The 25623-nt window shown below is 38.0% G+C and carries 23 protein-coding genes and 6 tRNA genes; 13 read left to right on the plus strand and 16 right to left on the minus strand.

Annotated elements, in window-relative coordinates; all coding sequences use genetic code 11:
• Positions 1–22: 22 nt before the first annotated feature.
• The 6 genes from AC5NT5_RS13995 to AC5NT5_RS14020 form a co-directional block, all read right to left on the minus strand.
• A tRNA-Thr gene (locus tag AC5NT5_RS13995) sits at positions 23–98 on the minus strand.
• Positions 99–200: 102 nt separating this feature from the next.
• Positions 201–276, minus strand: a tRNA-Phe gene (locus tag AC5NT5_RS14000).
• A 132-nt stretch (positions 277–408) separates the two neighbouring features.
• Positions 409–484: transfer RNA gene (locus AC5NT5_RS14005), tRNA-Thr, on the minus strand.
• A 57-nt stretch (positions 485–541) separates the two neighbouring features.
• A tRNA-Phe gene (locus AC5NT5_RS14010) sits at positions 542–617 on the minus strand.
• A 51-nt stretch (positions 618–668) separates the two neighbouring features.
• A tRNA-Thr gene (locus AC5NT5_RS14015) sits at positions 669–744 on the minus strand.
• Positions 745–815: 71 nt separating this feature from the next.
• A tRNA-Phe gene (locus AC5NT5_RS14020) sits at positions 816–891 on the minus strand.
• A gap of 331 nt (positions 892–1222) precedes the next feature.
• Here AC5NT5_RS14020 and AC5NT5_RS14025 point away from each other — a divergent pair.
• Positions 1223–4000, plus strand: coding sequence for an ATP-binding protein (locus AC5NT5_RS14025; protein WP_182682386.1), 2778 nt, complete (start codon positions 1223–1225; stop codon positions 3998–4000).
• Between the two features lie 47 nt (positions 4001–4047).
• Here AC5NT5_RS14025 and AC5NT5_RS14030 read toward each other — a convergent pair whose 3' ends face one another.
• On the minus strand, positions 4048–4320 hold the full coding sequence (locus AC5NT5_RS14030; protein WP_002962543.1) for an oxidative damage protection protein: 273 nt from the start codon (positions 4318–4320) through the stop codon (positions 4048–4050).
• Between the two features lie 35 nt (positions 4321–4355).
• Positions 4356–5417, minus strand: coding sequence for an A/G-specific adenine glycosylase (gene mutY / locus AC5NT5_RS14035; RefSeq protein ID WP_182682385.1), 1062 nt, complete (start codon positions 5415–5417; stop codon positions 4356–4358).
• A 161-nt stretch (positions 5418–5578) separates the two neighbouring features.
• Between mutY and trmB the strand changes: the two genes are divergently transcribed.
• The 4 genes from trmB to arcA all read left to right on the plus strand — a co-directional run bounded on the left by trmB (position 5579) and on the right by arcA (position 10355).
• Positions 5579–6304 (plus strand): tRNA (guanosine(46)-N7)-methyltransferase TrmB, encoded by a 726-nt coding sequence (trmB, locus tag AC5NT5_RS14040; RefSeq protein ID WP_007582957.1) that lies wholly within the window; start codon positions 5579–5581, stop codon positions 6302–6304.
• Between the two features lie 61 nt (positions 6305–6365).
• Positions 6366–7391: a 16S rRNA (guanine(1207)-N(2))-methyltransferase RsmC gene (gene rsmC, locus AC5NT5_RS14045; RefSeq protein WP_182673995.1), complete on the plus strand. Its 1026-nt coding sequence runs from the start codon at positions 6366–6368 to the stop codon at positions 7389–7391.
• A 152-nt stretch (positions 7392–7543) separates the two neighbouring features.
• Positions 7544–9148 (plus strand): sensor histidine kinase, encoded by a 1605-nt coding sequence (locus AC5NT5_RS14050; protein WP_494513933.1) that lies wholly within the window; start codon positions 7544–7546, stop codon positions 9146–9148.
• 490 nt (positions 9149–9638) lie between these two features.
• Positions 9639–10355: a two-component system response regulator ArcA gene (arcA, locus tag AC5NT5_RS14055; protein ID WP_002962549.1), complete on the plus strand. Its 717-nt coding sequence runs from the start codon at positions 9639–9641 to the stop codon at positions 10353–10355.
• 16 nt (positions 10356–10371) lie between these two features.
• Here arcA and arcB read toward each other — a convergent pair whose 3' ends face one another.
• A complete protein-coding gene (gene arcB / locus AC5NT5_RS14060) occupies positions 10372–12690 on the minus strand; it encodes an aerobic respiration two-component sensor histidine kinase ArcB (protein ID WP_182671520.1) in 2319 nt (772 codons plus the stop codon).
• Between the two features lie 231 nt (positions 12691–12921).
• Between arcB and folE2 the strand changes: the two genes are divergently transcribed.
• The 4 genes from folE2 to AC5NT5_RS14080 all read left to right on the plus strand — a co-directional run bounded on the left by folE2 (position 12922) and on the right by AC5NT5_RS14080 (position 16329).
• Positions 12922–13842 (plus strand): GTP cyclohydrolase FolE2, encoded by a 921-nt coding sequence (folE2, locus tag AC5NT5_RS14065; RefSeq protein ID WP_002962551.1) that lies wholly within the window; start codon positions 12922–12924, stop codon positions 13840–13842.
• 115 nt (positions 13843–13957) lie between these two features.
• Entirely contained in the window at positions 13958–14554 is a 597-nt protein-coding gene (locus AC5NT5_RS14070; protein WP_002962552.1) for a DUF2726 domain-containing protein, read from the plus strand.
• Between the two features lie 122 nt (positions 14555–14676).
• Positions 14677–15384: a 5'-methylthioadenosine/S-adenosylhomocysteine nucleosidase gene (gene mtnN, locus AC5NT5_RS14075; protein WP_024597687.1), complete on the plus strand. Its 708-nt coding sequence runs from the start codon at positions 14677–14679 to the stop codon at positions 15382–15384.
• Positions 15385–16329 carry a cobalamin biosynthesis protein CobD/CbiB gene (locus AC5NT5_RS14080; RefSeq protein WP_494513932.1) on the plus strand — a complete coding sequence of 315 codons (945 nt, stop codon included), beginning with the start codon at positions 15385–15387 and terminating at the stop codon, positions 16327–16329.
• A 63-nt stretch (positions 16330–16392) separates the two neighbouring features.
• Here AC5NT5_RS14080 and tyrS read toward each other — a convergent pair whose 3' ends face one another.
• Complete coding sequence (gene tyrS, locus AC5NT5_RS14085; protein ID WP_494513931.1) at positions 16393–17592, minus strand: tyrosine--tRNA ligase; 1200 nt, start codon at positions 17590–17592, stop codon at positions 16393–16395.
• 323 nt (positions 17593–17915) lie between these two features.
• Between tyrS and AC5NT5_RS14090 the strand changes: the two genes are divergently transcribed.
• Positions 17916–19229 (plus strand): peptidoglycan DD-metalloendopeptidase family protein, encoded by a 1314-nt coding sequence (locus AC5NT5_RS14090; RefSeq protein ID WP_494513930.1) that lies wholly within the window; start codon positions 17916–17918, stop codon positions 19227–19229.
• 81 nt (positions 19230–19310) lie between these two features.
• Here AC5NT5_RS14090 and AC5NT5_RS14095 read toward each other — a convergent pair whose 3' ends face one another.
• From AC5NT5_RS14095 to AC5NT5_RS14115, 5 genes are all read right to left on the minus strand, one after another.
• The gene (locus AC5NT5_RS14095; RefSeq protein ID WP_494513929.1) at positions 19311–19487 is read right to left on the minus strand and encodes a hypothetical protein; all 177 of its coding nucleotides are present in this window, start codon (positions 19485–19487) and stop codon (positions 19311–19313) included.
• A gap of 13 nt (positions 19488–19500) precedes the next feature.
• Positions 19501–20472, minus strand: coding sequence for an aldo/keto reductase (locus tag AC5NT5_RS14100; RefSeq protein ID WP_024604017.1), 972 nt, complete (start codon positions 20470–20472; stop codon positions 19501–19503).
• Between the two features lie 142 nt (positions 20473–20614).
• The gene (locus AC5NT5_RS14105; protein WP_002961942.1) at positions 20615–21745 is read right to left on the minus strand and encodes a sodium ion-translocating decarboxylase subunit beta; all 1131 of its coding nucleotides are present in this window, start codon (positions 21743–21745) and stop codon (positions 20615–20617) included.
• A 13-nt stretch (positions 21746–21758) separates the two neighbouring features.
• The gene (gene oadA / locus AC5NT5_RS14110; RefSeq protein WP_494513928.1) at positions 21759–23540 is read right to left on the minus strand and encodes a sodium-extruding oxaloacetate decarboxylase subunit alpha; all 1782 of its coding nucleotides are present in this window, start codon (positions 23538–23540) and stop codon (positions 21759–21761) included.
• 11 nt (positions 23541–23551) lie between these two features.
• Positions 23552–23797: an OadG family protein gene (locus AC5NT5_RS14115; RefSeq protein WP_002961940.1), complete on the minus strand. Its 246-nt coding sequence runs from the start codon at positions 23795–23797 to the stop codon at positions 23552–23554.
• Between the two features lie 519 nt (positions 23798–24316).
• On the opposite strand from AC5NT5_RS14115, the gene AC5NT5_RS14120 reads away from it, so the two are divergent.
• From AC5NT5_RS14120 to AC5NT5_RS14130, 3 genes are all read left to right on the plus strand, one after another.
• A complete protein-coding gene (locus AC5NT5_RS14120; RefSeq protein WP_002961939.1) occupies positions 24317–24490 on the plus strand; it encodes a DUF1328 domain-containing protein in 174 nt (57 codons plus the stop codon).
• A gap of 58 nt (positions 24491–24548) precedes the next feature.
• The gene (locus AC5NT5_RS14125) at positions 24549–24740 is read left to right on the plus strand and encodes a hypothetical protein (RefSeq protein WP_002961938.1); all 192 of its coding nucleotides are present in this window, start codon (positions 24549–24551) and stop codon (positions 24738–24740) included.
• A gap of 133 nt (positions 24741–24873) precedes the next feature.
• Positions 24874–25341 carry a YcxB family protein gene (locus AC5NT5_RS14130; protein ID WP_154903637.1) on the plus strand — a complete coding sequence of 156 codons (468 nt, stop codon included), beginning with the start codon at positions 24874–24876 and terminating at the stop codon, positions 25339–25341.
• 50 nt (positions 25342–25391) lie between these two features.
• On the opposite strand, the gene csrA is transcribed toward AC5NT5_RS14130, so the two are convergent.
• Positions 25392–25583 (minus strand): carbon storage regulator CsrA, encoded by a 192-nt coding sequence (csrA, locus tag AC5NT5_RS14135; protein ID WP_004587515.1) that lies wholly within the window; start codon positions 25581–25583, stop codon positions 25392–25394.
• Positions 25584–25623 lie beyond the last annotated feature (40 nt).

The raw sequence follows: 25623 nt of genomic DNA on the forward strand, positions 1-25623 counted from the left end.
GCTTCAAGTTACCTAAAATAAATGGTGCCGACTAACCGAGTCGAACGGTTGACCTACTGATTACAAGTCAGTTGCTCTACCAGCTGAGCTAAGTCGGCACACAAAACTGTGTGCTAAGGCACGTTCAATTTTAAAGATTGAGAACTTTTATAAAGCACTTAAAATAAAAAAACCTTGCATAAGCAAGGCTTTTCAATAAATGGTGCCTCGACGCGGAATCGAACCACGGACACGAGGATTTTCAATCCTCTGCTCTACCGACTGAGCTATCGAGGCACATAAACTGTGCTAGTTACCGATTAATAAAATTAACCTTTAACTTAATAAATGGTGCCGACTAACCGAGTCGACGGGTAATTTGAACAGACTACCGATTACAGTTTTTCTTTTCAAACTACTTTAAATAAATGGTGCCGACTAACCGAGTCGAACGGTTGACCTACTGATTACAAGTCAGTTGCTCTACCAGCTGAGCTAAGTCGGCACACAAAACTGTGTGCTAAGGCACGTTCAATTTTAAAGATTGAGAACTTAAAGTAAATGGTGCCTCGACGCGGAATCGAACCACGGACACGAGGATTTTCAATCCTCTGCTCTACCGACTGAGCTATCGAGGCACATAAACTGTGCTAATTAATTGTGATACTTTACAATTAACTTTATATAAATGGTGCCGACTAACCGAGTCGAACGGTTGACCTACTGATTACAAGTCAGTTGCTCTACCAGCTGAGCTAAGTCGGCACACAAAACTGTGTGCTAAGGCACGTGTAATAATGTTTAAACTGTTGATTAAACACCACTACTTTAATAAATGGTGCCTCGACCCGGAATCGAACCAGGGACACGAGGATTTTCAATCCTCTGCTCTACCAACTGAGCTATCGAGGCACTTAAACAGTGCTAATTAAAAATCTTAAATGATTTTTAATGCAATCCCCACTCATCTCTACCGACTGAGCTATCTGGGCGTGCGGCGTATTAAACGAGTTTTGCCCTTACAAGTCAACTTTTTTTTTATTCTTTATAACTGTTTGAACGGTTTTCAGGCAACTCAGTGCATTTTTTATTAATAACGTTCATTTTTACCACAAGTCGAACTATAAATATAAATAAATCAGACTAAAACAGTAGTGAATTATTTTTTGTAAATGTTACGATTAGCTTAGATACGTACGATAGGGACTTATCGTAGTAAAATCACATCAATTGGAAACAATCAATGCAGAGTAAATTTTCATCGCCAGTCAAAGGCTTATTACCTCTTTTTTTAATCATAAATATTGCAGTAACAGCGCTTGCTATTATTGCCCACTCATTTTATTCACAAACTGAAGTTAAGACAGCCCAACCTGCATCATCTGTTAATATTGTAACGCTTGCCGATAGATTAGACTTACCTATGGTTGATGCATTAACTATGTATGGTCAAGGTAAAGTAAGGCAGTTACTTGATTTAACGTCGTTATTAGATGATGACTTTGAATATACTCTATATCGCTTCAATCCAACATCAGGTACTCAATTGGTATATAGCAGCAGTAAACCTGCTATCGCTTCAATTAAAACTGAAAAGCATCTAGTAGAAGAAGGCATCCTACATCACTTACTGCTGTTAAACGATCAACCTATTGGCGAGCTTATTATTAAGCAAAACCGACCAACCGCTCCTTTAAGCGCTCAAAACTCTCAAGTTATTGCCTACATTATTGCTATAGCAAGCGTAGCTGCATTATTTATATTTACTTTAATGTTTAATATGTACATTAATAGTCGCTTACGAAAAAGTACTGACACTCTTACACAAGAGCTGCAGGCAATCACCGAAAATGCTAATTACAATAGTAGTGTTGATGAGCAGCTTGATATTGGTTTAGGTGTAGTGGCAAAAAACATTAACTTACTACTACAAAAAGTACAGACTGCGATGAGTGAGAATGACGCCGCACAAAAAGAGCTTTATAAATTACAAAATGGCCTAGAAGCCGAAGTGCAAAATCGTACTATAGCGCTTGAGCAAGCCACATTAAAAGCAGAGCGAGCAAGCGAAACCAAAACGACCTTTTTAGCCACAATGAGCCACGAAATAAGAACACCGATGAATGGTGTTATAGGCACTATTGATTTACTGCGCCAGACCGAACTTGATGGCGCTCAACATCGTTTAAGTACAATTATTCGTGAATCAGCATTTTCGTTATTGAGCATTTTGGATGATATCTTAGATTTTTCTAAAATTGAGGCTGGAAAGCTAAATATTGACCCGATCCCATTTTCGGTAACCGATACCATTGAAGAAGTTGCTCGAGTGCTCTCATCAGTTGCTAAAAAACGTGAGCTTGATTTAGAACTAGCAATAGCACCTGATATTCCAATCAACCTTACCGGTGATAGTGTGCGTGTACGTCAGGTGCTTTATAACCTATGTAGCAACGCAATTAAATTCACTAGCACTGATGAAAAAACCCAAGGCCATGTAAAAATATCAGTAGAGGTGGTTCATAATACGACTGATCACTTTACCTTACGCTTTTGCGTAACTGATAACGGTAAAGGCATGTCGCAGGCGCAACTTCGCGAAATATTTAATCCATTTATTCAAGCCGAAAACTCAATTACCCGAGAATATGGTGGCACCGGTTTAGGTCTTTCTATTTGTAAAAGCTTAACTGAGCTTATGCTAGGTACTATTCATGTAACTAGTCATACCGGGATTGGCAGTGAATTTACAGTAGAGCTGCCGTTTAGCACATCGGGTAAAATTAAGTACGCACATAAAGGTGCATTAAATGGTAAGCAAATTGTTGTAGTTAGTAATCACCTAGAACGTGAAAAAACAATGTACCGTTATTTATCGTTCATGGGCGCTAAAATAATTTATGCACACACAGAAGAAGAAATTGAAGAGCACCAGCATTCACAAGATATTATTTGGGTGGCTGATGGCATAGACAATATGGATAAAACTAATGCGCTGCTTAGACGTTTATTTTATTCATTAGAGGACTATAACCAACAAGTTGTTGTACTAAGTAAGCTTGATGAAGCAGCTATAAATCATAAAAACATTTTTTATATTAATGCCTCTCCTCTATGTAAATCTAACTTTATGCTTTCTATATTGGTGGCTGCAGGGTTACATACACCTAAGCAAATTAAAAAAACCAAAACACTTAATAACTATTTAAATGTTGAGCAGGCACGTAATTCAAACAAATTGGTTTTGCTTGTTGAAGATAACCTTCTAAACCAACAAGTCCTCACCGATCAACTACATATACTGGGCTTTGGCGTTGAAATAGCGAACAACGGTGAGGAAGGCCTAGATATGTGGAGAAAAGGTGATTACTCACTTATTTTAACCGACTTACACATGCCTAAAATGTCGGGTTACGATATGGTCGAAAAAATCCGTAATGAAGCAGAGCTATTAGAATCGATTGATGCACAGCCTTACATTATTGCAGTAACAGCAAACGCACTTAAAGGCGAAAAAGAGCGCTGTTTAGCGGTAGGTATTAACGACTTCATTACCAAACCTATAGAGCTGAACGCGTTAGAAGAAACTCTAAAACGTTGGAGCGATAAACAAAGCCAAAACCCGAATGTAGTTATCCATCAAACTATGGCACTACCTATTGATATGGAAGCTGTTGCTAAATATGTAAACGGTGATAACGCTAAGCAAATTCGTTTCTTCAAAATGTATTTAGAACAAAGCCAAGGCTTAATTAAGAGTATTAATTCCGGCGTTATGGTTAACGACTTAAATGAGATTATTGAAGGGTGTCATCAATTAAAATCGATCTCCAAGACAATTGGTGCCCAAACGGTGGCAGAACTTTCAAGTGCATTTGAAGATAAATGTAAAGAAGGTGAACTCACAACCGATGAATTAATAGAGTTAAGAGATAAGCTGGAAATTGAATACTCTAAAGCTGCTCAATTTTTAAAGGAACAAATTAAAATATCTGAGCAAGAAGATGAGTTAAATGAATAAATAAACATAAAAAAAGGGCTTAATAGCCCTTTTTTATGTTTAAAACATTACTTTTCAGGCGGTCGATAACCTTCAATTTCTACATCTTTGTTTTCAAACAAAAAACCAACCATTTGCTCTTCTAAAAATGTGCGGTGTTCTGGGTCCATCATATTTAAATGCTTTTCGTTAATAAGCATTGTTTGTTTATGTTGCCACTGAGCCCACGCTTCTTTAGAGATGTTATTAAAAATCTTTTCACCAATTTCACCAGGGTATAACTGAAAGCCAAGCCCTTCGGCTTCTTTTTGTAACTTTTGACAAAATACTGTACGTGCCATGATTGATTCTCTCTAACGCTAAATATGGAGCTATTCTATACTATTGCTGTAATTTGTTTAACCAACTTTTTAGTTGGCGCTGCTAGACCAACCTCTATTGATTGATCAAGCGGATACCAGATTAATTGCTTATCGTTTACCACATCAGGAGTTTTCTTAACATTAAGTACATACGGGTTAATCCTCAATTCAAAATGTGAAAACACATGAATAAACGCTTCAAGCTCTACTAAACTAGCCTCCAGGCCTTGCTGAGCTAAAAATATTTGAAGCTCTTCGTACTCATTAAATTCAAAAAAGCCAAACAATCCGCCCCAAATACCGCTGTTAGGACGTTTTTCCATAAGCACTTTATCACCACACTGAATAATTAACTGATGACAACTCTTTTTAGGAACTGCTTTTTTAGGTTTAGAATGTGGAAACTCTTTTACTTTACCTGCATTAAAAGCACCACAGCCTGAGTTTAATGGGCAAGCCTCGCAATCAAACCGGCTGCGTGAGCAAACGCTCGACCCTAAATCCATCATAGCTTGATTAAACTCAGTAACATTATCTTTAGGCGTTAACTGCTCTGATAAATGCCAAAGCTGGTTTTCGACCTTTTTAACGCCGTACCAGCCCTCAATCATAAAATAGCGCGCTAAAACTCGCTTCACGTTCCCATCTAAAATAGGGTGATGCTGCCCAAGCGACAATGATAAAACAGCCCCTGCAGTAGAGCGCCCTATTCCTGGTAAATCCATTACTTCATCGAGTGTTTTCGGAAACTCACCTTGGTATTTGTCACGCACTATTTTAGCTGTTTTGTGTAAGTTACGCGCACGAGCGTAATACCCTAAGCCAGTCCAGTGATGCAAAACTAAGTCTTCATCCGCATCAGCTAAAGCGATAATATCTGGAAAGCTTTGCATAAACTTTTCAAAGTATGGAATAACAGTAATAACTTGGGTTTGCTGCAGCATCACTTCAGACACCCACACTTTATAAGGTGTTTTACCTAGCTGCCACGGGAGTGTTTTACGCCCATGAAGGTGATACCAATCAACAACATGATTAGAAAACCAGTGTGACTGTTCTTTATTTAAATCCAACATTTTTAACTTTTACTGATGCCCAATGGCGGCTCAGTCTATTGCAGTTAACAAAAAGATCAAGCTATACGGGGTGTAAAACCAGCTAATACTTGTGATTGCGGCCTCGGTCAGGGATAATATGCAACCATTTTTAAACACATTGTTTTTGTCAGGCCAATAATATGAGTGAATCAAGCAACACTAACCTTGAGCAAGCTAAGCAAGAAGGTAAATACATCCGCACCATTCGCAGTTTTGTAAAACGCGAAGGTCGATTAACCAAAGGCCAAGCCGCTGCAATCGAAAAATGCTGGCCAACAATGGGCCTAGAGCATAAAAACGGTATGCTTGATTTAAGCGAAGTTTTTGGCAACAACAACGATGTAGTAGTAGAAATTGGTTTTGGTATGGGTAAGTCGCTTGTCGAAATGGCAACAAATGCCCCTCACCTAAACTTTATCGGTATTGAAGTACATCGCCCTGGCGTTGGTGCTTGTTTAATGGATGCCGATGAAGCAGGCATTACCAACTTACGTATTTTTGAACACGATGCAGTTGAAGTACTTGCAGATTGCATACCTAATGAAAGCTTAACAACACTACAACTATTTTTCCCTGACCCTTGGCATAAAAAGCGTCACCACAAACGCCGTATTGTACAAACTGAGTTTGTTGAAAAGCTAAGAGCCCAACTTAAAATGGGTGGCGTTTTTCATATGGCAACAGACTGGGAAAACTACGCAGAGCACATGCTCGAAGTAATGAATGTAGCTCCTGGTTTTAAAAACCAATCAGAAACAAATGATTATGTTCCTCGTCCAGATTTACGCCCGCTTACTAAGTTTGAGCAGCGCGGACATCGCCTAGGTCATGGCGTGTGGGATTTAATGTTTGAGCGCACAGAATAATTAAATTTAATTACTCACTTTTACTTTTTAAAACTAAATATACTGTAAGGCAAAGCCATTTATGAGCGTACTAACCAACCCAAGTTTACTGTTACTTCGTAATAGCGAGGCACTAACGGGAAAATCTATCTTGGTGGTCAACTTTGTTCAAGATGGCTTTTTAACAGAGCTTAAAAAACTTAATCCGCAAAGCAAAGTAACTGCGTTTAGCTACAATCATGCTAACGGAGAGTTTGCTAAAAACACCAAAGATGTTGATGTTCATGTAAGCCACACAATACCTGGTAACGACTACGATTTAGTTATTCTTTACTACCCTAAATCAAAACCAGAGTTATTAATGGCACTTGATAATATTCGATCTGCTATTACTGATGATGCCGAACTATTAGTGGTAGGCGAAAACAAAAGTGGTGTTAAGTCAATTGAAAAGCAACTAGCTGGTAAAGCTGAGTTTAGTAACAAGATTGATTCAGCTAAGCACTGCGTTCTTTACTCATTTGCTGAAATTTCTAAGCACCCTCACTTTGATATTACGACTTACCATAAAAAGTTTGTTGTTAATGTTGCCGACACTGAATTTACAGCTATTAGCGTTCCTGGAGTGTTTAATCACGGTAGTTTAGATATAGGAACGAAAGTTCTACTGGAAAACGCACCGACAATTAAGCAAGGCAAAGTTCTCGACTTTGGTTGTGGCGCAGGTTTAATAGCAACTTTTTTAGGGCTTCATAATCCAGCACTTGAGTTTGTGTGTAGTGATGTAAGTGCGCTGGCAACTTATGCAACACAGCAAACCCTAAAGCTTAACAACATCAATGGTGAGGCTATATTAAGTGACGGCCTTAAAAGCATTAATGGCAAGTTTGATTTAATTATTAGCAATCCACCTTTTCATACTGGTATTGCAACCGACTACACAGTAGCAGAAACATTTTTAGCTAATGCAAAACAGCATTTAACTAAATTAGGGAAGCTAAATATTGTTGCTAACAGCTTTTTAAAGTACCCGCCTATTTTAGAAACTCAGTTTGAAAGCTATCAAACTGTATTTAAGAACAATAAATTTGCTGTATATAGCAGCTAATTTAAATTTGTAAAATGATTGAGCACAAACGTGCTCAAGCTAACTTTCGAATAAATATAAGAATTAATTTAGTTTTTTTTCCTTCATTTTTCCACGTCTTTGCTAAACTAAAACTCTAAATAATTAAATTTAACTCAGGCGATAATGAAATAATGCCTAAAAAAGTTCATCAAAGTAGCATTCGAAAAGCACTCATTAATTTGATCATGCTTATTACAGCTATTTGCTTATCGTTATCTATTTCTATCTCTACGTATTTAAGCGTGAAAGAACAAAAGCAATTAATAGTTAATAAGCTTGTTATTCTTTCTGAAATTGTAGCTTTTGATGCTGGGCAATCGGTAATTGAAGATGATCGTAAAACAGAAGAAAAACGCCTTAAGTCATTTGAAAAGATCCCTCTTGTAAAAAACATACATATTTACTCAATAGAAAAAGCATCCCAAAAGCCTGTTTTCTTTATTAGCTTTAATGCTAAAAAAACACCTCCTGTGCCACTGAGAATAGACAGTGTAGAAGAGCTAAAAACACCACGAATTACCAGTGACCATATTGAGCTAACCCGCCCTATTTACGATAACGAACAAGTAGTAGGTTATGTGTATATGCGAGGAAGCCTCGAGAGTTTAGAGGTTTATATTGAGAGAAAAATATTAATAGACGTGTTATTAACATTATTAATTCTGGCGGTTGTTTACTTTATTGCTATTAAAGTTCAACGACGTATAGCTAAGCCAATAGAGCAATTAAGCATGTTATTGCAGAATGTGTCTAAAAATCATAACTACGATGCACGCGCACCAGTAACTGATGTAAAAGAAATAAGTGCTCTTTCAAATAGTTTAAATATCATGCTTACGCGTACAAAAAAACAACTTGAACGCCACGAAAAAGATAAGCAAGAAATCAAACAACTAAACCTAAGCCTTGAAGAAAAAGTAAACCAACGAACAATCGCCCTTAGAGAGGCAAATCAAGAGCTTTTATCAACTCTTGAGCGGATGCATCAATACCAAACACAAATTGTTGAAAACGAAAAAATGGCATCTTTAGGGCAAATGGTTGCAGGTGTTGCCCATGAAGTTAACACACCAATAGGGCTAGGTATTACAGGTTCTACGTTACTTAGAGATAAACTAGCAGACATACAGCAAAGCTTTGATGACAAAAAACTGACCTCAAGCCATCTAAAACGCTTTATAGATGAAGGTATTGAAAACTTAGATTTAATTTACCGCAACTTAAATCGTGCAGCTGACCTTATATCTAACTTTAAAAAAGTAGCGGTTATTCAAGATGACGGTGTAAATACCTATATTAATGTGCACAAATTAATAAGTGATGTTTTAACATCTATTCAATCTGAATTATTGCCCAAAAAGCCTGTTGTCACTATCAACTGTCTGACCGACTTGGCTATTCATAGTAAATCTGAACCTCTACAACAAGTTTTTCAGCAGTTACTTATGAACTCTGTAATTCATGGATTTGTAGGTAAAGAAAACAATGAAATTCGCTTTGACGTAGAACTCGTCGGGAAAAAATTAACAATCGTTTATTCTGACAATGGTCAGGGCGTTGACAAAAATATTAAAAATAGAATTTTTGACCCATTTGTAACTTCAAAGCGCGGGCAAGGCGCAAGTGGCTTAGGCATGCACTTAGTTTATAACCTAGTAACACAAGCACTTGGCGGAAGAGTGATGTTTGATCTTGAAGAAAAACGCGGTGCTCGCTTTATAATTACTATTCCTTAAATAAAGACTATTAAAAAGTGCATATATTTAAAATTTATCCTTGAATTAGCATTTAATGACCTCATTAATGAGGCATGTGATAAGTGCGTAACATTATTTAATTGCTTTAAATAAATATTACCAAGCGATTTATGAACTTTTTTATCTTTGCTGTATCACATACATTGATGAAAGGTTAAAAAGTGATATAGTTTTGCTTTGAATTAGTCTGATTATTTTAAGTACCTTGTTTAATTGAATGATATGTCAATTATCAAAGGAAAATGGCTTCGACTTTATGATTCAAATAGCTACATCCATGTATATATCAATTAAACAGTAGTTTTTGCACTGTCCTTTTTAGCAGACTTTGGACACCCTACTGTTTTATTTTTATCCAATTTGTTTTTTCCTTGTTAACAAATGGGTATAATCCTATAATCTCTAGTAATCGGTTATAAATTAGTCACCGATTTTTTATAAATAATATATTCCAAAAGGTTAATTAATAATGCAAACGCCAGTCATTCTAATCGTAGAAGATGAAGACGTAACTCGACTGAACCTAGTTAGTTTATTTGAAGCTGAAGGGTACAAAGTTATTGAAGCCATTGATGGCGATGATATGCATGACAAGCTTACAAATAACGATGACGTTAATCTTGTAGTTATGGATATCAACCTTCCTGGTAAAAACGGTCTTATTTTAGCCCGTGAATTACGCCAAAAGCGTAAAGTAGGTCTTATATTCCTAACTGGTCGTGATAACGATGTTGACCGTATTTTAGGTCTTGAAATTGGCGCAGATGACTACGTTACTAAACCGTTCAACCCGCGTGAATTAACTATCAGAGCTCGCAACCTTATTACTCGTACTGCCTTAGGTGGTGAAGAGTCAGCACTAGAAACAAATGGTGTTATTACGTTTAATGGTTGGGAACTTGATGAAAACAGCCGTTGTCTTACTTCTCCAAATGGCGACGCTAAGCGTTTACCTAAAGGTGAGTACAGAGCACTTCGTTTAATGCTTGATTCTCCAGGTCGCATTTTCAGCCGTGAGCAATTAATTAAGCATATGACAGGCCGTGAGCTTCGCGCAAATGACCGTACTGTTGACGTTACTATTCGTCGCATTCGTAAGCATTTTGAAAGTGATAACTCAACGTCTGAGTTAATCAGCACCATCCATGGTGAAGGTTACCGTTTCATTGGTAAAATTGACGCTTAATTAGAGCTAATTAGTTTCACTCTAATTGCTGTAAAAATAAATGAAGGGCTTTTTGTCCTTCATTTATTTTATCTGCCAGAATATCTAACCACTGCTTTAACACCTCATCAGATTCATCAATCGCACCATGTTCCATTATTTTGGCATGAAGCTGCACATCATTAAGACCTACTGAGCCAGCCGCACCTTTGAGTTTATGCGCTACTGATTCATACTCTTCTCTATCACCAGTATTTAATGAAGTAAGTAACTCTTGCTGATATTGTGGACTTAGCTTTTCGAATAGCTGACTACTGCGTCTAAACACAACTAAGCCCATTGAATTGACAAAGTCTTCTATTGTTTCTATATCTAATAAGTGTGCATCAATGCCTTTAAGGGCTTCTTCACTTACTTTTAACAGTGGCTCTGTGCATTCACTTTGCTTAATTCCAAATAAATCGGCCAGCATTTTATCAAGCTTCACTGTGTTAATTGGTTTGGCAAGCGCTCCTTGTATTGATATACCTTCAAGCTCTTCTTCAGCACTACGAACATTGGCGGTCAGAGCTACAATGGGTAATTTATCAAAGTGACTGTCTGAGCGTATTTGTTTGGCAACTACGTCACCATTTATATCAGGCAATTGCATATCAAGTAATACTAAATCTAAGTCATCTTCGGTTTCGACGAACGAGAGTGCATCTTCACCGGTTTCAGCCCACAACACCTCATGCCCGCGTTGCTCTAATAAGTTTGTAGCAATTTCGGCGTTAAGAGGTACATCTTCTACTAGTAAAATATACAAACCACGACCAACATAACTTTGCTCTGTTGGTGCTACACATAAACTAAGCGGTATCTGCACTGTAAAGCAGCTCCCTTCGCCCTCAGTACTATTTACTGTAATTATTCCTTTCATTGCACTTACAAGCGCCTTAGTTACAGCTAAACCAATACCTGAGCCTATAGCGTTAGTCCCGTTTAAGTCTGGCGCCTTGTAATACATATCAAATATATGAGCAAGCTGCTCTGGCGGAATACCTTGCCCGGTATCCGATACTTTAATAACTAACCACGGGCCTTCAACTCTATTCTCTCGGCTACATTCAAGAGTTACCTTTCCTTGCTGTGTAAACTTAACGGCGTTATTAATTAAGTTCCAAACAACTTGGCGTAAGCGAGTTGGGTCGAGCTGTGCGTAAATATCCAGCATCCCATTGCGCTTAATATCAAACTCTAGCTCTTTTTGCTCCGCGATTAAGCCCGCAAAGTTAACAACGTCATTTATAAAGTCTGACACGTTAATAGAGTTGGTCACTATATCGAGCTGATCTCTATCTATTTTGTCTAAATCAATAATATCGTTAAAAATATTACCGAGCGTTTCAGCACTTGAAAATATAGTATTACCCCAACTACGCTGCTGTTTGTTTAAGTCAGTATCAAGCAGCATTCGTGTTAAACCAACAATACCATTAAGCGGTGTTCGAAGTTCATGGCTTAATGTAGCAATAAACTTACCTTTGTCTTTATAGGCCGTTTCGAGCGCTTGAGCGGCCTCCTTACGACTTGTGATATCACGACCAAAGCCCAGTAAACCAATATAGTCACCGTCATCATTTATAAAAGGCAATTTACGCAGCTCGAACCAACGCATTTCACCATTCACCTCATAACCCACATCAATAGTCAGCGCTTTATGGCTTTGCTCTACTTCTTTATCGGTTTTCAAAACTTCAGATAAAAAGTGACTAGGAAATATTTGCTCAACCGTTTTGCCAATTAGTTCGCTACTTGATTTGCCCATTACTTCTTCAAACATTTTATTACAACCAGCAAACACGCCATTATTATCGCGGTAATAAAACAAATCAGGAGATGAATCTACTATTGAGCGCTGCAGCATGCTTTGTTGAGCAAGTTCTTGTTGTGTTTTTTTACGCTCAGCAATTTCTCGTCGTAGTTCTTCGATAGCGCGGTGCTTGGCATGAAATGCCATTTTACGCTCATCAATTTCGATGTTTAGACGGTTAATGTTATCTTTTAGGGTTTGATTTAAAAGCTTTTCTTGTTTGGTGGCGCTATCTAAATAAGCATATGAGGCATCTAGTTGTCGAATTGAATTAAGCAACACACTTATAATTAAAGGAGAAACCACAGCCGTAAAAAACACCACGGCTAAAATATCAACCAGGTGTAATTCGCCTATCGCCACATAATAAAACATGCTCGATAAAATAAGAGATACAGTTAAAAATAAAGTGTAACAAATAGCAGCGGTTTTAAATTCACCAAATCGCGTTATTGAGCTGGAAAGTACCCGAGCCCAAGGGCTCAAAGAATAATCGGTCATACGTAATTTTATCTCTTAGCTGTGTACTTAATATAAAGAAGGCAATGCGTATGTACAAACATACCATTTTCCCAGATTTTAGCATTTTTCTCCTACCACTACTCACGTTGTGCGATAAAAACAGAATTTTTCATGTTTGATTTAGCTCATCTATTAAACTCATCATTTCAGCAATAAATTATTTAGTGTAAAATGCCCCACTTTATTATCCCCAAAATACGAGTAGCGCACATGCAAACCAATATGCCAGATATAGCAGACACTGCACCCGCTTTACAAACAGGTAAATTAGACTGGGTTGGCATGGGCGAAATAGAACTGCCATTTATTTTTGAATCCCGAGACTTATCTCCAGTTACAGTAAACGCCAAAGCTCGTGCATTTGTAAATTTACATAAAGAAGATGCCAAAGGCATTCATATGTCACGTCTATTTTTGGCACTTGATCTGCTTTCAACCGAGCAGCAAGTCAATCCGCAAACGATAGCGCAGGCACTCGATACCTTTATAACTAGCCACGAAGGGCTGAGCGATAAAGCACAAATTGAATTTAAATTTGAATTACCGCTACGCCGTAAGTCACTATTAAGTGGTAAAGCGGGCTGGAAAAGCTACCCCGTTGTACTTACCAGTACAATTGAAAATAACGTTATTAGCTACGAGCTAACCGTAGATGTTACTTATTCTTCAACGTGCCCATGCTCTGCTGCACTTGCGCGCCAGCTTATACAAAACGCGTTTAACGAAAAGTTTAACCAAGAAACCTTAAGCCAAAAAGATGTGCACGAATGGCTAGGCACTACACAAGGCATTGTAGCTACTCCCCACTCGCAGCGCTCTATTGCCAACGTAAAAGTAAAGCTTGATAGCAACATTCAAGAATTTGACGTAGTTACGCTAATTAACACCCTTGAAGCTGAGCTTAAAACACCAGTACAAGCAGCAGTAAAACGTGAAGACGAGCAAGAATTTGCCCGTTTGAATGGTCAAAACCTTATGTTTTGTGAAGATGCAGCGCGTAAAATTAAAGCACTGCTAGAGGCAAACAATTACAGTGATTATTGGCTGCAAATAAACCACTATGAGTCACTGCATGCACACGATGCTGTTGCTATTGCAGTAAAAGGTATTAAAGGAGGCTACAAAGCTTAATCGCTGTGTAGCTATTGCTTGTATACCAGTCGGTAATTATTTTATAACCCATACTTTTTAGGCACGTAAATTGCTTTATTTGAGCAGTGTCAATTTGTTGTTATGGAGTTACCGTATGGAATTCGCTTTATTATTAATCCTAGTATTAGTTGTCGGGGCCTCTGTTGTTGCGTCAAAATTTAATGACGATGGCGGAAACCCGTATCCTTTTACTCGCAAGCAAACTGTTTTTACGCAGGTTGAAGGCGCTTTTTTAAATCTTCTAGAGCGTGCTGTTGGCGATCAATATAAAATTGTTAGTCGTGTTAAGTTAATCGACGTTATTGACTGTAAGCAAGGCCTTTCAGTAAAGTCTAAACGTGCTGCTTTAGCTAAAGCTAAAAATAAGCAACTCGACTTTGTTTTAATCGACAAAGAAAAACTAACAATCATTGCTGCTGTTGACCTAGTTAACAATGCCAACAAAGATGGCCACAAAGCTCAACGCGACTGGTTTGTAAACGGTGCACTAGAGTCTGCGGGCATTCCACATATTCGTATGAAAGTTAAATCGGGCTACCGTCCTTCTGAAGTACGCGATGCAATTATGTTTAAACTTGGTAAGCCTGCAGCAACACAAACTCAGCGCCCTGTTCGTAATCGCTCACATAAGCCAGCGGTACTTTCACCTTCTCAAGCTAAAGCGCAAACCACCGCGTTAGCTGAAATTTAAAAAACGAATTAAATACTCTCCTAAAAAGTATTTAAAGCGAGCTCATAAACAAGCTCGCTTTTTTGTTTTTTATTGCTAACTTCACGTATAATCAGGTGATTCAAACTCAGGAATTAAACTTTATGAATGTTGGTATTATTGGCGCAATGGAGCCAGAAGTTAAAATTTTACGTGAAGCTATGCAAAACCCACAAATTTTAACTAAAGCAGGTTTCACTTTTTATACTGGCGAGTTGGCTGGTAACACGGTGACACTTGTTCAATCTGGTATTGGTAAAGTCGCATCAACTATTGCAACTACCTTACTGATCGATAACTTCAAACCTGATTGCATAATTAACACAGGCTCAGCCGGTGGATTCGATCCTTCTCTTAGTGTAGGCGATGTAGTAATTTCGTCAGAAGTACGTCACCACGATGTAGACGTAACTGCTTTTGGCTACGAAATTGGCCAAGTACCACAAATGCCGGCAGGCTTTGCAGCACACCCTAAATTAGTTGAAGCAGCACAGCAAACTATCGAACAAATCAGTGATGTTAAAACACTCGTTGGCTTAATTTGTACTGGTGACACATTTATGTGTGACCCTATACGCATTGATAAAGCACGTAGTGATTTTCCTACAATGCTTGCTGTTGAAATGGAAGGCGCTTCAATTGCACAAACGTGTTTTACGCTAAACACACCATTTGTTGTAATTCGCTCAATGTCTGATATTGCTGGTAAAGAGTCACCACAATCATTTGAAGAATACCTAGAAACAGCATCAATCAACTCATCTAAAATGGTTGTTGCACTTTTAGAAAAACTTACAGCAGTATCTTTGTAAATGCTTAGCAATATTGTTCAAAATCACTTGGACTTTATTGCCTTTATACTAGCGCTCCTTGCTGAGCGCTTTATTCCCCTTATTAGCTGGTATCATCCTAATACGGCGTTAAATGCTGTTTTTAGTGCTATCGGCAAACGTATATACAAAAGCAAAGAACCTAAAAGCTATCAATATTTGGCAGCTATACTCGCAAGCTCACTTATTTTAAGTGTCATTCTCATTATTGTAGTGTTACTACTCGAGTTTGCTTTTTACCCTGAATTACTCGCAGGTCTTATTTTATATTTATGCCTAGAAAGTAAGAGCATTGATAAAAAAGCACTTCGCATTGCAAAGTTAACTAAACAAAAACAAAAATCCACAGCACGCGAATTACTAAAGCCACTGCTTGCCCGTGAAGTTAATAGACTTTCATCTGCTGGTATTATCAAAGCATTAACTGAGAGCTTAATACTGCGCACTGCTCGATACTATTTCGTAGTCATATTTATATTTTTAGCATTTGGTCCTATTGCTGCCCTTGCCTATCGGTTACTTACCTTAATACAACAAGCATGGCGTAGTGATATCCCCCCAAATAGTTACTTTTTAAAACCGCTTAAAACACTCTTGTTTATTATTGAATACATTCCGATGCGCTTACTCGCTTTAACTATTGCAGCAAGTCGAGCAAGCAAACAAAGCATGCATTATATAAAGCATTATGGCAGGCATTTTTATCAAACAAATACAGGCTGGCTCTTAAGCACATGTTCTGCATCACTTGGCGTGCAGCTGGGCGGGCCTGCAGTTTATTTAGGTACTCGCTTTAATAAAATGCGTATTGGCACTGATAGACTACCTACACCCGAGGATGTACCTGTAATAATTAATAGGTTAAATCAGGCCCGTGTATTTTGGTTGTTAGTAATAGCCAGCATTGAAATATTAAAATTGATTTAAAGGGCTCAAAATACGAGCACAAAAAAACCAGCCGAGGCTGGTTTTTTAGTTTTTAAACTGTGCTTAAGCTACAGTGATGTTTGCAAACTTACGTTTACCTACTTGGTAAATAGCCGTTGTGCCTTTTGCTATTTCAAGTTTGGTATCAGTGATTTTATCTTCACCGTTAAGTTTAACTGCACCTTGCTTAATCATACGCATTGCTTCTGATGTACTTACTACTAAATTTGCTTCTTTAAGCAAGTTAGCAATTAAAATAGTATCTTCTGTAATAGTGATTGTTAGCTCTGGGATTTCATCTGGTAACGCTTTTTTCTGAAAACGCTGAATAAAATCATCATGTGCACCTTGTGCATCAGCTTCACTATGAAAACGAGCAATTAGCTCTTTAGCTAGTTCAATTTTAATATCGCGCGGATTCGTACCTTGCTCAACACGTTCTTTTTGAGCTGCAATTTCTTCAATAGAAAGCGCACTTAATAAGTCGTAGTAACGCCACATTAGCACATCACTAATTGACATTATTTTACCAAACATATCGTTAGGCGCATCAGTAATACCAATGTAATTACCAAGCGACTTAGACATTTTTTGAACGCCGTCAGTACCTTCAAGTAATGGCATCATTAATACTGTTTGCGGCTTTTGACCTTCTACTTTTTGTAGCTCACGGCCCATTAACAAATTAAAGCGCTGATCAGTTCCACCTAGTTCAACATCTGACTCTAGTGCAACCGAATCCCAACCTTGTACCAGTGGATATAAAAACTCATGAATTGCAATTGGTTGGCCGCTTCCATAACGCTTTTTAAAGTCATCACGTTCAAGCATACGTGCTACGGTTTGGTTTGCAGCAAGTTTAATCATGCCTGCAGCGCCTAACTTTTCCATCCAAGTAGAGTTAAATGCAACAGTGGTTTTAGCAGGATCTAGAATTTTGAATACTTGTTCTTTATATGTTTCGGCATTGGCCAGTACATCTTCACGAGTAAGTGGTTTACGCGTTACGTTTTTCCCCGTTGGGTCACCAATCATGCCAGTAAAGTCACCAATTAAGAAAATAACCTCATGACCTAAATCCTGAAAGGTTTTCATTTTATTAATTAGTACAGTGTGTCCTAAGTGTAAATCAGGCGCTGTAGGATCAAAGCCTGCTTTTATTTTTAGCTTCTTGCCCGACTTTAGTTTTTCAACTAGTTCGTCTTCAATTAATATTTCTTCTGCACCGCGTTTTATCTCTGCTAGAGCGGTTTGTAAATCCACTGTGTATTACTCCAAAATTCTGCCGACGAAGGGGCGACTAGTTACTTGCGTAGTCACGGTTTAATAAAGGTTTAAACCGAATAAATAGATGTAGCTAACATAACAAATTTCTACCTAATTAAAACAACTTTTTAAGTGATTCATGCAACTAAACTAAATCAATTGAGTCTTAGCTAGGTAGAGCGTTAAAAAAGGCTTTCTAAGCCCGATTTTAGCGTAGTTTAAGGTCAGTTTAAATCTACAAAACACTAGTATTCGTACATTATTAAGTATATCCTGCAATATTATGTATTTATTATCTTGACAGCAGAAAAAGGCACGTTATGGTTCACGTGGTTCACACGCTCCCCAAAAAACACAAATTGCTTATTCTAGGTTTGGTTTCTGCTATTGTTGGCTTAGCCTTTCTTCCTTCTGAAAAAGCCACTGCATCCAAAGACAATAGTGCAAATGCACTAGAAATTGGTAAGCGCTATGAGTTACAAGTTAAAGTTGATAACAACGAAAAATTAACTGAGTTAAATTCAGAGCAAGCAGCAGAAAAGTTACCAGAATACGACTTTGTCGATCATAAAGTTAAAAATGGCGACAATTTAGCAATTATCTTTAAGCGTGCTGGTTTTTCGGCTCAAACGCTTCATAAACTAATTAACACTAATGCAGAGACTCGCAAACTGACTAAAATTCACCCAGGTGAAATACTTAGTTTTGCAACAGCTGAAGATGGCTCTTTAGCTCAACTGCGTTATGTGATTTCAAAAACAGATACTTTATTTGTTACCTTAAACGAAGAAGGTAACTACGATACAGCTATTGATAGCAAAGAAATTGAAACGCTAACCAAAACCGCTGGCGGCGAAATATCTAATAACTTTTGGACTTCAGCAATTGCAGCAGGTTTAAGCGAACGCCAAATAATGAACTTTGCTGACATATTTGGTTGGGATGTTGATTTTGCAAACGACATTCGTAAAGGCGATGTATTTGGCTTAATTTACGAATCTCATTATGTTGATGGCGAGTTTATTGGTACCGGTAAAATTATTGCAGCTGAATTTGTAAACCAAGGTCAGCGCTTTGCTGCTATTCGCCATACCGACGGCAATTTTTATACGCCAGAAGGGCGTAGCATGAAAAAAGCATTTTTACGTGCACCAGTAAACTTTAAATATATTAGTTCGAGCTTTAACCCTCGCCGCTTACACCCAGTTACTGGGCAAGTTAGAGCGCATCGTGGTATCGACTTTGCTGCGCGCACCGGCACACCAGTGGTTTCATCAGGTAATGGTAAAGTAATTAAAGCGGGTTACAGCAAATACAACGGTAACTATGTATTTATTAGCCATGGCACACAATATGTAACTAAGTACTTACACCTAAATAAGAAACTAGTTAAAACTGGCCAAAAAGTTAAACAGGGCCAACAAATTGGTACTGTAGGGTCTACAGGTCGTGTTACTGGCGCACATTTACACTACGAATTTTTAGTAAATGGCGTTCACCGTAACCCTAAAACTGTAAAGCTTCCTAAGTCAGAGCCATTACCTCGCTCAGAACTTGCTAAGTTTAAACCTATTGCTGATAACTTTATTGCCCAACTTGAGCGCAACCGCGAACTACAAGTTGCACTTAAATAAAGTTTATTAATAAACATTAAAAAAGCCTTTGCAGGTTTAACCTGCAAAGGCTTTTTTGTATGTGATTAGCCAAGTAACATATTAACTCATTAATACATAAATTAGCTGAATAACTAAAGATACCATCACTAACGGCCAAATATATTTGCTGTATTTGGTTGCACCATCAAGTCCCATTTTACTCTGATACTTTTCAAGCAAGGGTATAAGTATTGCCAGCGCAACAAACAAACCAATTAAAATAACGAATATGTTCATATTAACGCCCTACTTATGGTAATTCGTGGCCTTTAGCGCTTACATAAAGTGCATACCAATGCTCACGAGTTAGCTCTACGTTTACAGCATCACAAGAGGCTTTAATCCGTTTAGCATTAGTTGTTCCAATAATTGGCTGAATAGATGCGGGATGGCGAAGCAACCATGCAAGTACAATTGCCTCAGCAGAGGTTTCATAAAGTGCAGCCAGCTTATTAACTAAAAGACTGGTGTTGATATCTGCCTGAGATGCGTTTGATAAATCACTACCGCTGTACAAGCCTTGGCATAAACTACCCCAGCTTTGAATTTGGATTTCAAAATGGCGACAGTACTCAATACTACCTGGCGTAAAATTAAGATCTTTACCGTCACTGTTACCGGCATATACACCTTCATCAACAAACTGATGTTTTTGTAAACTAGCCTCAATTTGGTTAGCCACAATTGGCATATCAAGCGCATGTTGTAAAAAGTTCATTTGGTGCTGCTGCATATTAGACACTGCAAAATTGCGCACTTTACCGCTTTCTTTTAAGCAACTAAATATACGAGCAATCTCGTTAACTTCCATGAGTGGATCAGGGCGATGCAGCATAAGTACGTCTAAATAATCTGTATTTAATCGTTTTAATGATGCTTCAACTGACTGCTCAATCCACTTTGATGAAAAATCATAACGCTTTGGCCCTAAGTCATCTTCAAATCGAATCCCACACTTAGATTGAATATACATGTGCTCTCTAAGCTCTGGCCGCTCACTTAATGCTTTACCAAAAACCTGCTCTGCTTTACCAAAAGTATAAATATCAGCATGGTCAAAAAAATTAATACCACCTTCAATGGCGTTATCTATACATTCATGAGCTTGCTTAACATGTGCATCAGTGATTGCGTCTTTATTCCAACCGCCTCCCAGACCCATACATCCAAATACAAGTTTACTAACGTGAGGCAAGTGCTTTGCTAAAGGCGTGTGAAGCATGATAACTATCCTTAAAATGTTGAAGAGCTGTTACTGTAAACAAAAAGTGCTGAACAAGAAACCATTAAGAGGCGAAGAAATTAAGAACAAAAAAAAGCGCAGTAAACTGCGCTTAATGGTTAATCTATTTTAAATTACATTTTTAGCCAACAAGTGCTAATAAAATACCCGCAGCAACTGCACTACCAAGTACACCCGCTACGTTGGGTCCCATTGCATGCATAAGTAAAAAGTTATGTGGGTTACTTTCAAGGCCAACTTTATTAACTACTCGTGCCGCCATTGGCACAGCCGATACACCTGCCGCCCCAATTAATGGATTTATAGGCGTTTTAGATATTCGGTTAAGTCCTTTTGCCATAAATACGCCAGATGCCGTACCAATTGCAAAAGCCAGTGCGCCAAGCACTAAAATACCAATCGTCTCAACAGTTAAAAACTTATCTGCAGCAAGCTTTGAACCTACAGCTAAGCCTAAAAATATAGTTGTAACATTGATGATTTCGTTTTGAGCACTGTTACTTAATCTATCAACAACACCCGACTCCCGCATTAAGTTACCTAAACAAAACATACCTACCAGCGGTATAGCAGCCGGTAAAAACATAGCCGTTAAACTAAGCACCATAAGTGGAAAAATAATCTTTTCCTTTTTAGATACTTTGCGAAGCTCTGGCATTTTTATTTTACGTTCTTCTGGGGTTGTTAGTGCACGCATTATTGGCGGCTGAATAATTGGCACAAGTGCCATATATGAATACGCAGCTACTGCTATTGCGCCTAGTAAATCAGGTGCCAGTTTTGATGCTAAAAATATTGCTGTTGGCCCATCGGCACCACCTATAATGGCTATAGCCGATGCGTCCTGTAGAGTAAATTCAAAACCTGGCACATAGTTAAGTAATATAGCGCCAAACAATGTAGCAAAAATACCAAACTGTGCAGCCGCACCTAATAACAACATACGTGGGTTTGCAATAAGTGCGCTAAAGTCGGTCAGCGCCCCTACTCCCATAAATATCAACAGCGGAAAAATCCCCGTATCAATACCCACATAATAAACGTAGTACAAAAGCCCACCTGGATCTGACAAACCTGCCACTGGTACATTTGTTAAAATTGCACCAAAACCAATAGGTAGTAATAATAGTGGTTCAAAGCCTTTAGCTATCGCTAAAAACAGTAATAAACACCCTACCGCAATCATTATTAACGATGGGATTGTAAAGTTAGCAATGCCTGTCGCATTCCAGAGGTTTAAAATACCTTCCATCCTCTATTTACTCCTAAGCTAATGCAATCATAGCGTCGCCGGTAGTTACAGCATCGCCTTCACTAACTAACACTTCAGCAATTGTTCCGGTATGCGTAGCGCGTATTTCAGTTTCCATTTTCATGGCTTCCATAATAATCACTACATCGCCTTCGTTAACAACTTGCCCAGCTTTTACTTTAATCTTAAAAATATTACCGGCTAGAGGCGCGTTAAGTGTTTCACCTGATGCAACCGAGGCAGACTGAGGAATGTGCTCAGAGTCTTTTAATGTTACTTCCTTAAGTTCACCACCTTGCGCTACTACTACGTCATAAACTTTACCATCTACTTTTACGCTGTATTGCTCAGCCTTCACTTTGTTATTATTGGAAACTGATTTAGAAGGTGCTTTACTGCTTTTATCTTCAACAGAAGGTACTGGCTCAAATGCATCTGGGTTGTTGCGGTTTTTAATAAACTTCAAACCAACTTGTGGGAATAATGCATAAGTTAATACGTCATCAATTTGATCATCAGCAAGTGTTAAACCTTGCTCTTGTGCTTCTTTTAATAACTCACCTTCAAGCGTTGCAAGCTCAGGTGCAATGTTATCAGCAGGGCGACAAGTAATAACTTCCGCTCCATCAAGCACGCGCTCTTGTAGCTCTTTATTCATTGGTGCTGGTGTTAAGCCATATTCACCTTTTAATACGCCAGCAGTTTCTTTAGTAATTGTTTTATAACGCTCACCCGTTAGCACATTAAGTACCGCTTGAGTGCCAACAATTTGCGACGTTGGTGTTACTAAAGGTAAAAAGCCAAGATCTTCACGTACACGTGGGATCTCAAGTAAAACCTCATTAAGCTTATCGGCTGCGCCTTGCTCTTTAAGTTGGTTTTCCATGTTTGTAAGCATGCCACCAGGTACTTGAGCTAATAAAATGCGCCCATCAACCCCTTTTAAGCTACCTTCAAATGCCGCATATTTTTTACGTACATCTCTAAAGTAAGCAGCAATTTCTTCTAGGTGGTTTAAATCAAGCTCAGTATCACGCTCAGTCCCTTCAACTATCGATACAATAGTTTCAGTTGCGGAATGTCCATAAGTCATACTCATTGATGAAATAGCGGTATCGAGCATATCAATACCAGCATCAATTGCTTTTTGGTAAGTAGCAGTACTTAAACCTGTTGTAGCGTGGCACTGCATAGCAATTGGAATAGATACAGCTTCTTTAAGTGCTTTAATTAGTTTTTCAGCATCGTACGGCTTTAATAAACCCGCCATATCTTTAATACAAATTGAGTGACAACCCATATCTTCAAGCTGCTTTGCAAGAGTTAGCCACATATCAAGTGTATGAACTGGGCTAACTGTGTACGAAATAGTACCTTGAGCGTGAGCGCCTACTTTTACAGCCGCTTTAATAGCTGTTTCTAGATTGCGAACATCGTTCATTGCATCAAATATACGAAATACATCAACGCCATTTTTATGTGCACGTTCTACAAACTTTTCAACTACGTCATCAGCGTAATGGCGGTAACCTAATAAGTTTTGACCGCGTAATAGCATTTGCTGTTTAGTATTAGGCATCGCTTTTTTAAGTGCACGAATACGCTCCCAAGGATCTTCGCCTAAATAACGAATACACGAGTCAAATGTAGCACCGCCCCACGATTCAATAGACCAATAACCCGCATCGTCTAATTTGCTAGCAATCGGTAGCATATCGTCTAGGCGCATACGCGTTGCTAATAATGATTGGTGAGCATCGCGTAATACCAATTCTGTTAATTTTAATTTAGCCATGTGTGTGCCCCTTATTTATTATTTGATTTGTACTGAGCAATGGCAGCACTAATAGCAGCGATGTGCTCATTAGGCACACCTTGAGATTTAAAAGATGGTGATTTAACTGGTGTCGCCACGTCAGGTTCGCTAAAGCGCGTCACCAAATTAGACATAAGCGTTACTGCACCAATTAATATCGACAGAAATACAAACACCCCAACCATGCCAGTAAGCATTAAGTTACCAGCCGTTGTGAGTAGAGCACCTATATCCATTTTTCTCCCCTTGAAACCCATATCGAAAATAAAAAATCGATTTAATTAAATATTTATTCACTGGATAATAACAAAACTAATCGCTTTGTCTACATCTTGTAAATTGGTAAAACCAATTAAACAATAAACAACATAACACTCAATTAATTTACATGCTATAACTCAGCAATCACGCGCTCTACAATACATACAAGAAATAACGACTATAGCTAATAGTTATATGGAAGTTGTTAATTAACTATCAAGCTAAGTAAAAATAAACACTAATTCTTAATATAAAATGCAAAGCCACACACCACTTGTTAATTGGTCTTACCAAAATAAGTCTATTTAGTGAACATTTAGCAGTTATTTGCAACAGTGTGAATAACTTACATAACAAAGCGTAAAAGTTACTAACCAACTAATAACTAGAATAACAGCAAAAAACCATAAGCAATTGATATTTATACAAAATAAACTTTGGCATATAACTGGCATTAGTTATTATGAGCAAATTTGATAACCAAGGAGAAAACAATGTTACGCTGGACAATTACATTTTTAGTTATTGCTTTAATCGCTGCAGTGTTAGGTTTTGGTGGCATCGCAGGTGCCGCAGCTGGTATAGCAAAAATTATATTTTTTATCTTTTTAGTACTTTTAGTGATTTCATTAGTTTCAGGTGCACTACGTGGTAAATCACCCAGGTAGATAAAGCATTCAACTGACAAACACTAAAATTTAATTAATACTTACAAGGAATTACACTATGAACTCTACAACTTTAAAAGCAGCACTAATCGCAGTATTTGCAGGTTTTTTCATGATGGGTTGTGAAGACAACCATGCAGAAGATGCTGGCGAACGTATCGACGAAGCAGTAACTGACGTGCAAAACTCTGTTGAAGATGCATGTGAAAATGTTAAAGAAGGCGTGAACGCTGAAGAAACTAACTGTTAATTCTTCTTGTACCGCTAAAAAAACGGCTTTCGAGCCGTTTTTTTGTGCCAGTAATAAAATCACTAACTATAAAGCTGCTCATTTAGCAGTTAGCTTGTTAAAATAAAAAAAACGATATTTAAAGCAAGGCAAAATGGCATTCACAACCACCTACACATTAGATAAATCCTACTTTTACGAGTGTTTTGATGAGTCACTCCCTTATAGTAAGCGTGCAAAACCTAAATACTTTTTACTTGTGTTGTTAGTTGCGCTTGGTTTATTTGGCATTTATGTTTTAGACGATCATTACTTAGGATCGTTCATGATCATGTTAGCGGTACTCGAGTGCGTCGCTTTTTACTATCGCAGACCATGGTGGGTAACCAGACAAATGCTCAGCAGAGCATCAGGCTCTGAGGTAACACTTACCTTTGACGAAGAAGGTATTAAATCTTCTAATCATTACAAAAGCTATCAATTAGAATGGCAAAATATAAGCGAAGTAATAGACACCCAGCAAGGTATTATTATTAAAAATAAAAGTGGTATGCAGTACATATCAAAACAAATACTTAATCCTGAAACACTCGCTTTTATAAACAAAAAAGCCACTCAGTGAGTGGCTTTTAGTCTAGTTGAGTTAATTACTCAACTACGTATACGTGTTGATTAAGCATTGCCCGGATTAGGGTTCGACTTTTCAGCTTGTATGCGCATGTAAATCTCTTCACGATGCACTGATACGTCTTTTGGTGCATTAACACCGATTCGAACTTGATTTCCTTTAACACCTAGAACAGTAACTGTTACTTCGTCACCAATCATTAGGGTTTCACCTACTCTACGAGTTAGTATTAGCATTCTCTTGCTCCCATGTTCCAATAAAAATTATAAGATTCCG

The organism is Pseudoalteromonas sp. J2K-J599 (assembly GCF_059295115.2).